The 15,374-nt window shown below is 58.8% G+C and carries 15 protein-coding genes; 1 reads left to right on the top strand and 14 read right to left on the bottom strand.

Annotation, left to right across the window (positions count from 1 at the left end):
* Positions 1 to 37 precede the first annotated feature (37 nt).
* Complete coding sequence (locus ACT5M9_RS05375; RefSeq protein WP_349918812.1) at positions 38 to 382, top strand: Grx4 family monothiol glutaredoxin; 345 nt, start codon at positions 38 to 40, stop codon at positions 380 to 382.
* Positions 383 to 794: 412 nt separating this feature from the next.
* Here the strand turns inward: ACT5M9_RS05375 and ACT5M9_RS05370 are convergent, their stop codons facing one another.
* The 14 genes from ACT5M9_RS05370 to ACT5M9_RS05305 all read right to left on the bottom strand — a co-directional run bounded on the left by ACT5M9_RS05370 (position 795) and on the right by ACT5M9_RS05305 (position 15,233).
* On the bottom strand, positions 795 to 1,925 hold the full coding sequence (locus tag ACT5M9_RS05370; protein ID WP_457981153.1) for a ribosomal protein uL16 3-hydroxylase: 1,131 nt from the start codon (positions 1,923 to 1,925) through the stop codon (positions 795 to 797).
* Between the two features lie 131 nt (positions 1,926 to 2,056).
* Entirely contained in the window at positions 2,057 to 3,427 is a 1,371-nt protein-coding gene (gene purB, locus ACT5M9_RS05365; protein ID WP_457981154.1) for an adenylosuccinate lyase, read from the bottom strand.
* Between the two features lie 31 nt (positions 3,428 to 3,458).
* Positions 3,459 to 4,070 (bottom strand): high frequency lysogenization protein HflD, encoded by a 612-nt coding sequence (gene hflD / locus ACT5M9_RS05360; protein ID WP_457981156.1) that lies wholly within the window; start codon positions 4,068 to 4,070, stop codon positions 3,459 to 3,461.
* Positions 4,071 to 4,215: 145 nt separating this feature from the next.
* Positions 4,216 to 5,322, bottom strand: coding sequence for a tRNA 2-thiouridine(34) synthase MnmA (gene mnmA / locus ACT5M9_RS05355; RefSeq protein ID WP_457981158.1), 1,107 nt, complete (start codon positions 5,320 to 5,322; stop codon positions 4,216 to 4,218).
* Positions 5,323 to 5,479: 157 nt separating this feature from the next.
* Positions 5,480 to 5,947 carry an NUDIX hydrolase gene (locus ACT5M9_RS05350; RefSeq protein WP_457981160.1) on the bottom strand — a complete coding sequence of 156 codons (468 nt, stop codon included), beginning with the start codon at positions 5,945 to 5,947 and terminating at the stop codon, positions 5,480 to 5,482.
* Positions 5,948 to 5,973: 26 nt separating this feature from the next.
* Positions 5,974 to 6,849 (bottom strand): pseudouridine synthase, encoded by an 876-nt coding sequence (locus ACT5M9_RS05345; RefSeq protein WP_457981162.1) that lies wholly within the window; start codon positions 6,847 to 6,849, stop codon positions 5,974 to 5,976.
* 74 nt (positions 6,850 to 6,923) lie between these two features.
* Complete coding sequence (locus ACT5M9_RS05340) at positions 6,924 to 7,691, bottom strand: PTS sugar transporter subunit IIA (protein WP_457981164.1); 768 nt, start codon at positions 7,689 to 7,691, stop codon at positions 6,924 to 6,926.
* Complete coding sequence (locus tag ACT5M9_RS05335) at positions 7,691 to 7,996, bottom strand: PTS fructose transporter subunit IIB (protein ID WP_457981166.1); 306 nt, start codon at positions 7,994 to 7,996, stop codon at positions 7,691 to 7,693. The genes ACT5M9_RS05340 and ACT5M9_RS05335 overlap by 1 nt, the downstream gene beginning before the upstream one ends.
* A 205-nt stretch (positions 7,997 to 8,201) precedes the next feature.
* Entirely contained in the window at positions 8,202 to 9,608 is a 1,407-nt protein-coding gene (gene uhpT / locus ACT5M9_RS05330) for a hexose-6-phosphate:phosphate antiporter UhpT (RefSeq protein WP_457981168.1), read from the bottom strand.
* 440 nt (positions 9,609 to 10,048) lie between these two features.
* Entirely contained in the window at positions 10,049 to 11,956 is a 1,908-nt protein-coding gene (locus ACT5M9_RS05325) for a PTS fructose transporter subunit IIABC (protein WP_457981170.1), read from the bottom strand.
* Between the two features lie 725 nt (positions 11,957 to 12,681).
* Positions 12,682 to 13,521, bottom strand: a complete 840-nt coding sequence (locus ACT5M9_RS05320) for a hypothetical protein (protein WP_457981172.1) — start codon at positions 13,519 to 13,521, stop codon at positions 12,682 to 12,684.
* Positions 13,522 to 13,937: 416 nt separating this feature from the next.
* A complete protein-coding gene (locus ACT5M9_RS05315) occupies positions 13,938 to 14,087 on the bottom strand; it encodes a hypothetical protein (RefSeq protein WP_457981173.1) in 150 nt (49 codons plus the stop codon).
* A 278-nt stretch (positions 14,088 to 14,365) separates the two neighbouring features.
* The gene (locus ACT5M9_RS05310) at positions 14,366 to 14,848 is read right to left on the bottom strand and encodes a GNAT family N-acetyltransferase (protein ID WP_457981175.1); all 483 of its coding nucleotides are present in this window, start codon (positions 14,846 to 14,848) and stop codon (positions 14,366 to 14,368) included.
* Positions 14,849 to 14,957: 109 nt separating this feature from the next.
* Positions 14,958 to 15,233, bottom strand: coding sequence for a hypothetical protein (locus tag ACT5M9_RS05305; protein ID WP_457981177.1), 276 nt, complete (start codon positions 15,231 to 15,233; stop codon positions 14,958 to 14,960).
* Between the last annotated feature and the right edge of the window lie 141 nt (positions 15,234 to 15,374).

Genomic DNA, 15,374 nt, shown 5'->3' with positions numbered 1-15,374 from the left:
GTAGAATGAGCGCCGAAATCGCTCTAGTGAGGCATCTATGGAAACTATCGAAAAGATCAAACAGCAGCTGGCTGAAAATCCCATCATCCTTTACATGAAGGGTTCCCCCAAGCTTCCGAGCTGCGGTTTCTCTGCCCAGGCTTCCCAGGCCATGATGTCCTGCGGCGAGCCCTTTGCTTACGTCGACATCCTGCAAAACCCGGACATCCGTGCCGAGTTGCCGAAGTTTGCCAACTGGCCGACCTTCCCCCAGCTGTGGGTGGAAGGGGAGCTGATCGGCGGCTGCGACATCATGATCGAGATGTTCCAGGCCGGCGAGCTGCAGACCCTGATCAAGGAAGTCGCCGCCAAGCACAAGCAGGATGATGCCGCCGCCGAATAAGGCAGCAGCCCATCATGCAGGAAAGAGAACATGCAAAAATGGGAGCCAATGGCTCCCCTTTTTTATAAGGCATTCTCACTCAGGGAGAGGTCAGCCCACTTTACCGCTTCTTGATAAACACACTTTTGGCTGCCGTTCTGCTGCCCTTGTGCCTGCTTTCCAAAGCGTGAGTTGGTTCGGCACGATTCTCTCCTGAACCGTACTTTTCATCCTCACAATAACGGGTTGTGTCGGCCTATTGGCGAGATGTTTGCCGGTATATCGCTAGCCAGCTGAGCCAATCGGATGGCCCCTATGTCGCTTCAGCAGCCATCAAGGTAGCGTTAGAACCGGGAAAGCAATTTGGGCTCACGTGATTGTATGAGGCGCTATAACGCCCCATACAACGCGATCTTGATATGATCCGGTTGGCTCAGGCGAAGAACCAGTAGCCGCGGTTGACCAAGCGGGTCAGCAGTTGCAGGAAACCTGCCTGATCGGCGAGCTCCACCATGTCGGCCTGGGTGATGATGTCCTTGTCACACAACAGGGAAATGGCGGCGGCGTCCTCGCTTTGCAGGGTCCAGGCTTCGCCGTCGATGTAGCAGACTTGGGCTTCGCCGCTGAACCAGATGGATCGCAGGCCCGGTACCTTGATGGCGGGTTCGCCCTGGGTCAGCAGATCGGCGATTTCTTCGGCGCTGTAGTCAGGCTCGACCGGATTCACGTCCAGATCGTGCTTGGCCTCGGAGATCATGGTGCCGAACCACTCCTTGAACAGGGTCTCGTCGTCCAGGGCCTGTTGCATCAGTTCGCGCAGACGGTGCAGCTCGTGGGGCTGGATCTCGCCGTGGCGGGCACGGGGCTTGAGATCCGCATCGCCGTAACGCTCGGTGCGCACCTCGTTGTCGATCAGGTGATCGGCGAAGGAGGAGATAAGCGCCTTGGCATCCGGCGCGCGGAAGCCCACGGAGAAGTTCAGGGAGGGCTCGATGGCATAGCCCTCGTGGGGGAATCCAGGCGGGATGTAGAGGATATCGCCCGGCTCCATGATGACGTCGATGATCGCCTCGAACGGCTCGCAGTGCAGCAGGGCCGCGTGGGCGGCAAACTCGTTCAAGGGCTTGGCATCGCCGACGCGCCAGTGGCGCTTGCCCTGACCCTGGGTGATGAAGACGTCGTAGTTGTCGATGTGGGGACCGACACCGCCGTGAGGGGTGGAGAAACTCACCATCACATCGTCAAAACGCCAGCCCGGGATGAACTGGAACGGCAGTGCCAGCTCGTGCACCTCGGGAGCCCAGTGGTTGCAGGCCTGTACCAGCACTGTCCAGTTCTCTTCCCCCAGGTGATCGTAGGATTCGAAGGGACCGTGGGCCGCCTCCCACTTGTTGTTGAAGCGGGTGACCAGGCGAGATTCAATCACCTCTTCCATGGCCAGACCCGCCAGCTCGTCCGGGCTGATGGGATCCTGGAAATTCTTGAAACCGCCCTTGATGAGCAGCGGGCGCTTCTGCCAGTGATGCTCGAGGAAGTGAGCGATATCCAGATTGAGTTCGTACATGGTGCTTCTCGTATCTTGTGAGAGATCTTGCCAAAATCGGGCTTGGGAAAGGTCTCTCGGGATCCTGTGGGATGAAAAATAGCAGGGGCCCCGCCGCCATGGCTGGGCCCCTGTCCTGCCGGGTCAACCGCTTACTTCAGCAGATCCACCAGGCGCTGAGCCTCGCCGGTATAGTTGGCCGGGGTCAGCTTCTTGAGCTCTACCTTCACCTCTTCAGGCAGTTCGAGGGTGTCGATAAAGGTGCGCATGCCTTCGGCGTCGACGCGGCGGCCACGGGTCAACTCCTTGAGCTTCTCGTAGGGCTTCTCGATGCCGTAGCGGCGCATCACGGTCTGGATGGGCTCGGCCAGCACTTCCCAGTTGGCATCCAGATCGGCGGCCATGGCATCCGCGTTCGCTTCGAGCTTGGAGATCCCCTTCAGGGTCGCCTGATAGGCGATGAGGGAATAACCCACGGCGACACCCAGGTTGCGCAGTACTGTGCTGTCGGTGAGATCACGCTGCCAGCGGGAGATGGGCAGCTTGCTCGCCAGATGCTGGAACACGGCGTTGGCGAGACCCAGGTTGCCTTCGGAGTTCTCGAAGTCGATGGGGTTGACCTTGTGGGGCATGGTGGAGGAGCCGATTTCGCCGGCGATGGTGCGCTGCTTGAAGTGGCCCAGGGAGATGTAGCCCCACACATCGCGATCGAAGTCGATCAGGATGGTGTTGAAGCGGGCCATGGCGTCGAACAGCTCGGCGATGTAGTCGTGCGGCTCGATCTGGGTGGTGTAGGGGTTCCAGGAAAGGCCCAGGGAGGTGACAAACTCCTCGGAGAACTGGTGCCAGTCCACATCCGGGTAGGCGCTGAGGTGGGCGTTGTAGTTGCCCACCGCGCCGTTGATCTTGCCGAGGATCTCCACCGCCATGATCTGCTTGTACTGACGCTCCAGGCGATAGGCGACGTTGGCCATCTCCTTGCCCATGGTGCTCGGGGTGGCCGGCTGGCCGTGGGTACGGGACAGCAGAGGCATGTCGCGGTACTCATGGGCCAGGCGCTTGAGTTCGCTGATGAGCTTCTCGCAATAAGGCTTGATCACCTCTTCACGAGCGGTTTTCAGCATCAGGCCGTGGGAGTTGTTGTTGATGTCTTCCGAGGTGCAGGCGAAGTGGATGAACTCGCTGACGGCGGCGAGCTCCGGGTTCACTTCCACCTTCTCTTTGAGGAAGTACTCCACCGCTTTCACATCATGGTTGGTGGTGCGCTCGATCTGTTTGATGCGGGCGGCGTCGCTCTCGTTGAAGTTTTGGACTATGCCGTCGAGCAGGCTGTTCGCGGCTGCGCTCAGGGCTGGGACTTCCGGGATCCCGGCGTGGCTTGCCAGTTTTTGCAACCAGCGCACCTCGACTTCGACGCGAAAACGCAGCAGGCCGAATTCGGAGAAGATAGGGCGCAGGGCATCGGCCTTGTCACCATAACGACCGTCAATCGGGGAAACAGCAGTCAGCGCGGACAGCTCCATGGGGTGAACTCCTGATGATTGGTGTGGGGGATTAAAAACGTTTGGCCAGTTCCACCATCTTCTTGCGGGCGAAGATGATCTGGGTGCGGCTGCCGCCAAGCTGGCGCCACAGCACCACGGCGCGGATGCCTGCCAGCAGCAGGGCACGCACCTTGTGCTGCACCAGGGGCTGCTGCAGGAACAGCGGGGTGCCCGCCACCTGGATTCTGGGGCCTATCGGGCTGATAAGATCGCTGTAGATGCTCGCCATGTTGGCCAGGATCTGCTCGTCGAGCAGGTCGAAATGCTGTTGCTGGCGACCGATCTGGCTGATCCGCTCCCCCAGCATGTTGAGGATGTCCTTGCGCTTGGCGAGCTTGCGCTCCAGCGCGATCAGGCTCACCACGTAACGGGTCAGCTCGGCGTTCTTCTGGTTGCCGTCGGCGCCCAGTTGCTCCACCAGGGCGCGGTAGCCGTCGCGAATGGCGAGGTGGCTGCCGAACACCTCCAGGGGCTGCTTGGGATCGGTCACCAGCACGCTCTGCAGGCTCTCGCGAAGGGAGGCCTCGTCGCAGGTGCCGTCGCGGGCCACCTTCTGCACCAGGTAGGCCGCCTGGCAGATGCCGGCAAAGGCCATGGTTCTGTCTTGGAATTTATCGTTCATCGTTTCACGGCCCTGTCTTGTTCACTCATTGGCTGATGCCGTAGCAAGCCATGATCCTTGTTCTGTGCTCTCTTGGGGAGAGGGGCCTTGCCCCTCATCCTGACCCCTCTCCCGCCTGGGAAGAAGGAGCCTGATGCCTGATCCCTTAGACCGGGTGGCTGAAGCGTTGTTCTATGATGCCGCCGCCCAGGCACTCTTCCCCGTCGTAGAAGACGGCGGACTGACCCGGGGTGACCGCGGCCTGCTTCTCGTCGAAGATGACCCTGATGGTCTCATCGTCGATGGGCTGGATGAGGCAGGGAATGTCTTCCTGACGGTAGCGGGTCTTGACGGTGCAGCGGCGCGGCGCGCGAATGGGGGTGCGATCTACCCAGTGCAGCTGGCTCGCGATCAGGCCGTCGGAGTAGAGGCGGGGATGCTCCCCTTGCGCGACGATCAGGGTGTTGCGCTCCACTTCCTTGTCGACCACGTACCAGGCCTCCTCGGTGGCGTCTTTGCGACCGCCGATGCCAAGGCCCTTGCGCTGACCCAGGGTGTGATACATCAGGCCCTGATGCTCGCCGATGACCTTGCCATCCACGGTTTCGATGGGGCCGGGTTGGGCGGGCAGGAATTTCGCGAGGAAGTCCTTGAACTTGCGCTCACCGATGAAGCAGATGCCGGTGGAATCCTTCTTCTTGGCGGTGATGAGATCGAGCTGCTCGGCGATGCGGCGCACCTCCGGCTTCTCCAGATCCCCCACCGGGAACAGGCTCTGACCGACTTGTTGTTCGCTCAGGGTGTAGAGGAAGTAGCTCTGATCCTTGTTGCCATCGAGACCACGCAAGAGGCGCGGGCGGCCCGTGCTGTCGTCACGGCGCACATAGTGGCCGGTGGCGATGTAGCGGGCACCCAGCTCCTCGGCGGCAAACTCCAGGAACGCCTTGAACTTGATCTCCTTGTTGCACAGGATATCCGGGTTCGGGGTACGCCCCGCCTTGTACTCCTCGAGGAAGTGCTCGAACACATTGTCCCAGTACTCGGCGGCGAAGTTGATGGTGTGCAGCTTCATGCCCAGCTTGTCGCAGACGGCCTGAGCGTCAGCCAAATCCTGGGAGGCAGAGCAATACTCGTCCGTGTCGTCTTCTTCCCAGTTCTTCATGAACAAGCCTTCGACCTGATAGCCCTGCTGCTGGAGCAGGTAGGCCGAGACGGAAGAGTCCACACCGCCGGACATGCCGACGATCACCTTGATTTGGCTGTTGTCTGTCATTGCGTGTTGTTACCAGTTCGTTTAAACGGGGCGTATTCTACCAGAGTTTTGCGCCCCCGGTCACATCTCACTGCGCGCGGCTTTGTATGAAGAGTTGCGGCAGGAAATCGTTTTTCTTGTCATCCGCCCATAACGGAGCAATCGGTGCCAAATGGCCTCAGATAAAGGCCTTGAGTGCCGACAGGGGCAGGCGGGTACCGGCCAGGTAATCCTGGATGCATTGCCACACCAATGGACTTCGCAAGGCCGGTTTGCACTCGGCGATCTCGTCCAGGGTGAGCCAGTGGCAGGCCAGCACGTCCCCGTCGGGATCCTCTGGATGGTGCTGACCCGGCGCCTTTTCAAGGTCGAAGATGACGGCGCTGCGCACGAAGGTGGCCTCGCTGTCCGCCGGCTTGTAGAGATAGACCCCGAGCCAGGCGGTGGGAGGTGCGGTCAGACCCGTTTCCTCCTTCAGCTCGCGGCAGGCGGCCTGGATGAGATCTTCACCCGGTTCCACATGGCCGGCGGGCTGATTGAAGCGGCGCCGCCCCGCAATCTCCTCTTCCACCAGCAGGAAGCGGCCCTGCCAGTGCACCAGGGCGGCCACCGTCAGGCGACTCAGCAGGGGGGGATGATCTGTCATAAGGACTCCTTGTCGCTTGCTGTTATTCAGGACTGGCCGTTGCCGCTGCGAGCCGGACGACGGGCCGTGCCACGCCCCGGGCTGCGGGGTTTGCCGGCCAGGGGCCGGGAGGGACTTGGTTTGGTACCATGCTGACCGTGGTTTTTGGATGAGCGATCAGCAGGTCCCGCTGCCTTGTCTCCTCGGTGAGGGGCGCCGGCACGCGGGAGCACCGCTAGTTCGGGGGCGGGCAGGGCGCGGCTCTGGCCCGGGGCCAGACCGTCGAGGGTCCACTCCCCGATGGCGTAGCGGATGAGGCGCAAGGTGGGGTGACCTATATGGGCGGTCATGCGCCGCACCTGGCGGTTGCGCCCCTCCACTATCTTGATCTCCAGCCAACGGGTGGGGATCTCCTTGCGCTCGCGGATGGGCGGGTTGCGCGGCCACACAACAGGCTCGTCCATGATCCGTGCCCCGGCGGGCAGGGTCATGCCGTCGTTCAGCTCCACTCCGGCCCGCAGGCTGGCCAGGGACTCTTCACTCGGTATCCCTTCCACCTGCACCCAGTAGGTCTTGGGGGTCTTCTCCCCCGGCTGGGTGAGACGGGCCTGCAGCTTGCCGTCGTTGGTGAGCAGCAAGAGCCCCTCGCTGTCGCGGTCCAGCCGGCCGGCGGCATAGATACCGGGCTCAGAGATGTAATCCTTGAGGGTCTTTCGCCCCCCTTCGTCGGTGAACTGGCACAGCACCATGTAGGGCTTGTTCAGCAGCAGCAGCTTGCGATCCGCCGGCACTACCTCGGGTTTGCGCTCGCTGTTCCCGGCGCGCGCCCTTGGCGTGACCGTGCCCACCTTGGCGGCGCGGTCAGTGCCGCTAGGGCGGGCGGAGAGGGAGAGACGGGGACGGCTTGGTTTCATCGCAGGCATACCAAAAACAGGGGATGGGGGATTGTAACACAGGGGCTGGCACGGGGATGAACGGGAGCGTGGGGCCTGAGTGCTCAGCTGAGCAGGGCGTCGATGACGATGGTCTGGCGTGCGGTGGCCGTGCCGGCCTTGAGCAGGGCCGTGCTCACCACCTCGTCCATCAGGGCGCGGGCCAACCGGGTGAGGGGGCGCAGTTGTTCGGGGGCGAGCCCGGCCGGGATCGCCAGCAAGATGATGGCTTCCACCGGCCCGAGGGCCGAGCCCCACTCGATGGGCTCGGCGCAGCTGAGTAGGGATAGAGAGGGCTGGCGGATGGCGGGGCTGATCACGTGGGGCATGGCGAGGCCTGGCCGTATGATGGTGGGGGCGAGTCGCTCCCGCTCGTCGATGGCCTGCTCCAGCGCCGGCCTGTCTCGCACCAGCTCGGCGGGCAGCAGATCCACCAACACCCTCAGCGCCAGGGCCTTGTCGAGGGGAGCGCTGGTGTGACCGAGCTGGGACTGGGTGAAGCAATAATCGGGCTGGAGCTGGCACAGGCGCTGCTCGGCCTGAGGGGAGGCGCAGGGGCGACCCAGGGGTTGGCCCAGTTCCCCGCACCAGCAGGTGAAGGCCATGTGGGCGAGCTCGGCGTCCAGCCCCTCTATCTGCAACTGGCAGAGGTCCCCGGGCTGGGTGGCCAGGGTGAGCAGGGCGAGCTGATTGGCCGCCCCCACGCTCTGGCGGCGAGTCACATTGACGAGCTGGACATGGGACTTGAACAACCCCGCCAGTCGGCAGAGCTGCTTGGCCTGGGTGATGGTGAGCCCCTGGCGGCAGAAGAAGGTGAGCTCGCGGTTGAGCATCAGGCACCCGCGGTAGCGGCTTTGAGCACGGCGGTGGCGTCCAGCAGCACGGATTCCAGCGATACCAGGCGCAGGGAGCAGCCGGCGAAGCGCTCCTTCTGCTCAATCTCGATGTCGGAGGCGATGAGTACCAGTTCCGCACAGGCGATGTCCCGGGCGGTCAGCACGTTCTCCAGCCCCATGGCCCCCTGGGTCTCGACCTTGATCTTGAGTCCCAGCTTGTCGGCGGCTTTTTGCAGGGCCTCGGCGGCCATGTAGGTGTGGGCTATGCCGGTGGGGCAGGCGGTGACGGCGAGGATCTTCATGGGTTCTCACGGCAAATTCGGGTGGGGCAACACAATAGCGCCAAGGGGACGTTTTTGCCAAAGGGGGGCCGCAAAAGTGGGATCTTGGCGGCGCTCTGACGCCACTTTGGGCAAGGCATGGCGCCATTTGAAGGCGATGGTGGCGCCATAAAAAACGGCCCGCCAGAGGCGAGCCGAATGCACACAACGGAGTGAAACTTGGTTATCAGGCGGATTGGGTCGCCAGCTCAGCGGCCTTCATGTCGCGCTTGATGCGGCGGATCTTGCGCTCCTCGGCCACGGCCACGCAGGCCATCAACACCAGGCAGGCGGCGGCGGCCATGTCCAGCGCCGCGAAGGTGCCGTCCCAGCCGGTCAGGCCGAAGATGGGGGTGCCGTCGGCGATCATGCCAAGGCCCAGCTTGGCGAAGCTGTCACCGATGAGGTAGGCGAAGGTGCCCTTGACGCCATCGGCCACGCTGATGCCCTGTTTCGGCACGAAACCCACGGCGGCGACACCGATCAGCAGTTGCGGGCCGAACACCAGGAAGCCCAGCAGGAAGAGGGAGCCCAGGAACATGAACTGGGTGGTGGCGTGCTGGTAGAGTCCCAGGGTAGCGATGATGAGTGCCAGGGCCACGCAGGCCACCAGGCCGCGACGACCGTTCGCCAGATCGGAGAGGTAGCCCCACATCAGGGTGCCGACCAGGGCGCCCACTTCGAAGAAGGTGAAGCCCTGAATAGCCACATCCTTGGAGAAGCCGAGCTCCTGGTGGGCGTAGACGGTGGACCACTGGTCGATGCCGATGCGCACCACGTAGAGGAAGATGTTGGCGAAGCAGAGCAGCCAGATCACCTTGTTCATCAGCACGTATTTCACGAAGATCTGCCACTTGGTGAGCTTCTGCTCCTCGGTGGCGACATCCTCTTCGCTCGCCACTTCGTCAAACAGCTCCTCCACCTTGCCGAGGCCATAGGATTCCGGCGAGTCGCTGCCAAAACGTAGGCCCACGAAGCCGACGATGAGGGCGATGATGGAGGGGAAGATGAACATGCCGAGCACGTTGCCGTCGAACAGGTAGTTGGCACCGAACAGCGCCACACCGGCCGCGCCGGCGCCCCCCACGTTGTGGGATAGGTTCCACATGCCGAGGTAGGTGCCGCGCTTGTTGCGAGGGGTCCACTTGGTGATGGTGGAGTAGCTGCAGGAGCCGCCACAGCTCTGGAAGAAACCGCTCAGGGCATAGAAGAAGATCATCAGGTAGAGGCTGAAACCCGTGCCTCCCATGCTGGCGCTGAAGCCCAGCATGCACAGGGCGGAGAGGATCAGCATCAGCGGCAGGAACTGCTTGGTGTTCTTGCCGTCGGCGTAGTAGGAGACGATGGTCTTGCCCACCCCGTAGGTGATGGAGAAGCCAAGGCCGATCATGCCGAGCTCGGTCATGGAGAGACCGTACTCCTGGATCATGTCGTTCTGCGCAATGTTGAAGTTCTTGCGGATCAGATACATGGTCAGGTAGCCGATGAAGACCACCAGATAGGATTGCATAAAGGGCTTGAACCAGAGCTTGCGCCGGGCTTCGACCGGCAGGTCCAGGGTGGGGACCCTGACCTGTTCGAGCAGTTTCAACATCTTCGTTCTTCCTCTGCGAATAGACGGTATTTTCGCCGCGGCCCCGGCCGGTTGGCGGCCGATGAGTCGGCCCGCGTTGGGAGGTCACGCCACGAAAGGCGGCAGGGTGGACTCTTGTCTCGCTCTCCTGCCCGTTGAACCTGTGTCCAGCCCGCTTGGCGAGGCGGATCACTGCATCAGGTGGGTCGACTGTAATGAGGGCCGTTCGCCATGGCGTGAGAGCCATCCCTAGGGGGGGTAGGAAAATTTCCTAGTTTGGCGGGATCCGTCCCCGAACTGTGAAGGGGATCACGGCAAGGCGCCGCCATTGGGGAAGAAACGAGCGGGTGAGGGGAGCCGAGGAACAGGCTCTGCGCCGGGCAACAAGCCAAATGCAAAGAGCAGAAACAGGAAGAGGCCACCCCGGGGTGGCCTCTTCGCATTTTGTTGTGAGGAGGGGATCAGGCGGCCTTGGCCAGCGCGCTCTCGTCCGTCTTCTTCATCCGCAGCTTTTTCAGGGCGACTGCCACCACACCGGTGACCACGGCGCCACAGATCATGCAGAGCAGGGCCAGCAACGGCTTGTTGACCGCGCCGAGCAGGGCGACGATGGGACCACCGTGGGCCACACTGTTGGTGATGCCAAACAGGAAGGCCATGACGGCGGCTGTCATGCTGCCCAGCATGTTGGCCGGAATGACGGCGAGCGGGTCACGGGCGGCGAACGGAATGGCACCCTCGGAGATCCCCACCAGGCCCATGGCGCCGGCGGCCTTGCCTGCCTCGATCTCGGTGGCATCGAAGATGCCGAGCTTGCGACCGAGCACGGTGGCCAGCGACATGCCGAGCGGTGCGGCCGGGATGGCGCAGGCCATGGCCCCCATGAACTGGGTCTGGCCGGAGGCTATCATGCCCACGGAGAACAGGAAGGCCACCTTGTTGACTGGGCCACCCATGTCAAAGCCCGCCATGCCACCGAGCACTATACCGAGCAGGACCAGGCTGCCACCGCTCATGGAGAGCAACATGGCGTTGAGGCCCGTCATCATGTCCGCGATGGGGGCACCGATGATGAAGATGAACACCGCCGCGATAAACAGCGAGCCGACGATGGGGGCGATGAGGATCGGCACCAGGGGCTGCACCATCTTGTGGTACTGGCGGGTCGCGATCCAGCGCACCAGATAACCGACCAGCAGGCCCGCGATGATAGCACCGATAAAGCCGGTACCGGCGTCGGCGCCGTAGAAGCTGCCGTTGTTGGCGATCCAGCCGCCGATAAAGCCGGGGGCCAGGGCCGGCCTGTCACCGATGGCGTAGGCGATGTAACCGGCGAGTATGGGGATCATCAGGGTGAAGGCGGCGACACCCACGTTGAGGATCTGGTTCCACATGCTGCCTGCCGGGATCTGCATGCCGCTCGGGGTCGGATCCCCGCCGATGGCGAGCGCCAGGGCGATCAGCAAGCCCCCGGTGACCACAAACGGGATCATGTGGGAGACGCCGTTCATCAGGTAGCGGTAAAGATCGGAGGTACCGCCAGCGCTCTTCTCCTCGCTCTTGCGCTCATCCTTGTCCGCCACATAGGCGGGGGCCTTGAGGGCCTGCTCGATCAGCCCCTTGCCATCCTTGATGGGGGCCTTGACGCCGGTCTTGATCAGCGGCTTGCCGTTGAAGCGGGCCATGTCCACCTGCTTGTCGCAGGCCACCACGATGGCGCTGGCACGGGCGATCTCGGCCGCAGTCGGGCTGTTCTTGACGCCGATGGAGCCGTTGGTCTCCACCTTCACCTCGTAACCCAGCTCCTTGGCGGCGCGCTCTAGGGATTCGGCCGCCAGATAGGTGTGGGCGATACCGGCCGGGCAGCCGGTGACCCCTATGATGAGGCCCTTGTCGGCAGCCGGAGCGGCTACCGTCTCTTCCTTCTTCTCGAGCAAGAGCGCCAGCGCCTCGGCCGGGGTCTTGGCGGCCAGCAGGGCGTCGATAAAGCCCTCTTCAATCAGCTTGGCGGAGAGCTCGGCCAGCACCTCGATATGGTGGTTCGCGCCGCCCGCCGGGGAGGCAATCATGAAGAACAGGCGGGACGGCTTGCCATCCTCGGCGCCGTAGTCGATGCCGGCGCGGCTGATGCCGATGGCCACCGCCGGAGTACTCACCGCCGCGCTCTTGGCGTGGGGCAGGGCTACCCCCTCCTCAAAACCTGTGTTGTCCAGCGCTTCCCGGGCCCACAAGTCCTTGATGAACTGCTGCTCGTCGCTGACCTTGCCTTGCGCCGCCAGCAGATGGGCCATCTCGCTGAAGACCTCCTCCTTGCGGCTGGCCTTTAAATCGAGCGCGATCAGCTGCTCGTTGATAAGGGTGGTGATCATGGTGTTCTCCCCGCTCCTCGCTGGAGCCTGTTGGCATCGTTTCCCGGGTGACCACGACAGGTGCTACCCCGGGACATGCAGACAAATTTGACCCTCCTATTATGGTGGGCGTGCAACCTTCTCCCTATCGGACAAAACTGCGAAATACTGGATTTTTGTGCGCTATCACCTTGAGTGTGACCCCGATCTCACAGCAGACCAGCTGACAAAGCAGGCCTGGACTGAACCATGGAGTGATTTTTTATAGTTAAAAATCAGTAGATTAAAAATATATGTGCCGATGGGCATCATCCATTGAGCCAGCCCTTACCTGGGCGAGGGGAGCTGCATTTCTATAAATTTGTGAGGTAATGAGAGTCTTCTGGATGTGAGCCAACGCACATAAATGGCCCTGTTTGAGGGCGGTGATGGTTGAGTGCAAGGGAGGAACGAGGAGAGAAAAGTGGAGAAATGGGTTGAGCCGTCGGGCGTGGTGGACCATCACTGTGAACGAGTAAAACCACAGGCAAGGGCGCCGTAGGGTGCAATGAACGGAGTGAATTACACAGCTTATTTGGTAGTTGAAAGTGTGTTGGCAGGAGGGGAGAGGTGATTATTCGAATGTTCAAATGTGCCTACGATGTAAAATAAATACCTAGATAATTAGGCTACTAACCGAGTGTAGGCAAAACACCGGTTTTAGGCCGGTGCCAGGTGCTCACTAAACCCGCATGCTCTATGCATATTTAAAATGTATTTATACTAACAAATTCCCTTTCAACTAATTTGTTTTTTTCAAGTTTAGAGTTGATAATGTTATCACTATTGGGGGTGTAAATTACATTGCCGCGTAATCTATTCATAGTTTGAGGTAATAATGTATCAAATCCTTGTACCTTAACAATATTGTAACCATCTAATATGTTCAAGTTATAACTATATAAAAACTCTCCATTTCTAAGAGGAGCTATTTCAATGCTACTCTTGCAGTTAACTATTTCGTCAATGTAGGTTACTTGGGCTGGCTCACCTGATTTATATGTTTTTATATTTCTAAGAAATTTATAGTGACCTTCTTTACTGCAAAGATCAAATTTTTTATAATAAGGAAATTTATCGATAAACACTTTCAAAACTATATCGTTCTCACCATCTTTCTCTATTACGTATTGAAACTCAGCAATGCTATTCATTACATCACCGACAACAAAATTTCTTTCTTTATTCTTAGCGAAAGCACTTAAGGATGTTTTTATTATTTCGTCTGACTTTTCTTCAACTTTCTTTAAAATGTTATCAACCTCATTTCGTTGACTTTTTAATTCTTTTTCTGCGCTGACTGAACCAATTAATCTTTTGATTTCTTTTGCATTTTCAATGTTCTGAATGGCTTTGGTTGTGTCAACCTCGACAGAAACGCCACCTGTAGTTGCTTCTAGTTTTTTAATGTTATTTTCTTTTATAAAATACGACAAATCATTCCCAATGGACCTAGGAAAAACTAAATAAAGGGTGGTGATTATTAAAGGCCATTTCAATAAAGGTAATACACCGAGCACTAGATTTTCCTTAAACATCACTCTCATAATATTCTCCGCCTAACATCGTATTGACAATGACTTCACTATTAAATATTTTCTTGGCTTGCAGGTTCTTCGTGAAATCATCAATCATCCCTTGCTATTAAGGATTTCACTTAGTTATTACTTTGTGATTTTATCGAAATATTAAATATCTCTGTAAATAATTGTAGGTTCTATATCTATAGAGACACTACTATTAAATTTTGAGAAATGATAGATAATGTTTTGATGGTTTTTCATAAATTATTATCCTGCTGTTGTTTATTTCATGTTTGTGATGAGAATATTTTAAGTTCTATTTTTAACCATAGATTCGATTAGTGATGCGTAAATGGATTTTTTGCGAAGTGCTTGTCAATGGTGATATTGTCTATCCCCGATTCACATTAATCTAATCTGTTTACTAATTAGCGGCACTCTTACATCATTTTTAACTGCCCCTGAAAATGGCGGTAGACATCATCGTTATCAAAACCATCCACATTCTGGTTGGAGAAGATAGGCGAAGTGACCCCTTGCACCAGTGCCAGTTTCTTCGCTTCGACAACCAGCGTATTGATCAGCCCCATGCTGGAGATAGAACATAAAACCACGCTACCGCCCCTGAGTTTCAGCCCTCAGTCTGCTTTTTTTGTCCTATTGATGGCCCAGCGAGGCTCGGATAGCTTCTCGTAATGGCAGCTGTGCTGCAACATCATGAAGACTCCAGCGAGGCCTTGATTGCCAAGAGGGGCATCTTAACCAAGCTGACGTGTGAGTAAAATAGGAAGTAGATAATAACTGGCGGTAAATCAATAAATTATTTGATGATCCAGATGTATTGGTTTCAGCGCGTATAGCATCCGTGTTAGCTAGTTACTGGTTGCTGAGAGGAGACCGCTGGGTTTAGTTCAAGGCAGAGCCGCAGCATATCCTTGTGCTGGATGCCGTGCTCCATCAGAGGCTCTGGGTAGTGAATAAGGAAGTGATCCTTCAGGACGGCATGGACGCGAAAGCCGTGGCGCTGGTAGTAGGTGAGCTGATGGCCGAAGCTGCCGGTACCGAGCTCGACGCGGCGCACACCCCTGTCGGCAAGGCGGGCCAGTACGAAGTGCAGCAGCCCTGAGCCTATGCCTCTTTGCTGGTGGGATGGGGCCACGGCGATATTGAAGATCTCGGCCGTTCGCTCCCCAATCAGGCCAGCTACGCAGGCACCTACCACCTCATTCCCCTCTCTGGTGACAAAGCCCCAGGAGCCGGCCAGATAGGCATCGATGCGCGGCTTGGCCGGATCCGCTTCCAGCAACAGCGCCATGGGCAGTTCGCCTGTATCGACCTCGTGATATTCCATCTTCGTCTCACTTCGTTGCCTGGATGGGGCAATCTGGTATGCCATGTTGGTACTCCACCTGTTTCGGGGCCTCTCTCACAGCCACGCACCATGGGGGCGGCCACGTGACTCAGCGCTCGAGAAATGTTTCGCCGCAGCGCTCGCAGATCAGGTGCCTCACATTGGGAGCCTGGTAGGCGAGCTTGTCACCGAATACCGCGTTGGTGATGCTGCTGGCACGAAAAGCTTGCCAGAAGGCCTTGTGCGGATCCTTGGGCATGATGTCCTGGCTGTGATCGCGGGCGACCAGCACCACCAGATGGCGGGTTCGCTCGCCGCACTGGCCACAGCGGTGGATCTCGTTCTGCGGCTCTGTCTGTTGTTGCTCTCTGCTCTGAGTACTCATCTTGATCCGGGCTCATTAACTGGGGGGCTGGCCCATCATATTCTTATCCACTTGGCACTCCTATCACCGATGAACGGAGACTCCCCATGCGGGGGCCGATTCAGGCTAGGGCGCCTATCGGGTGCCTATATCGGCTGACAG

Source organism: Aeromonas sp. AE23HZ002T15, assembly GCF_054165525.2.
The sequence above is the reverse complement of the archived record's forward strand: the minus strand, read 5'-3'. Positions and strand labels throughout refer to the sequence as shown.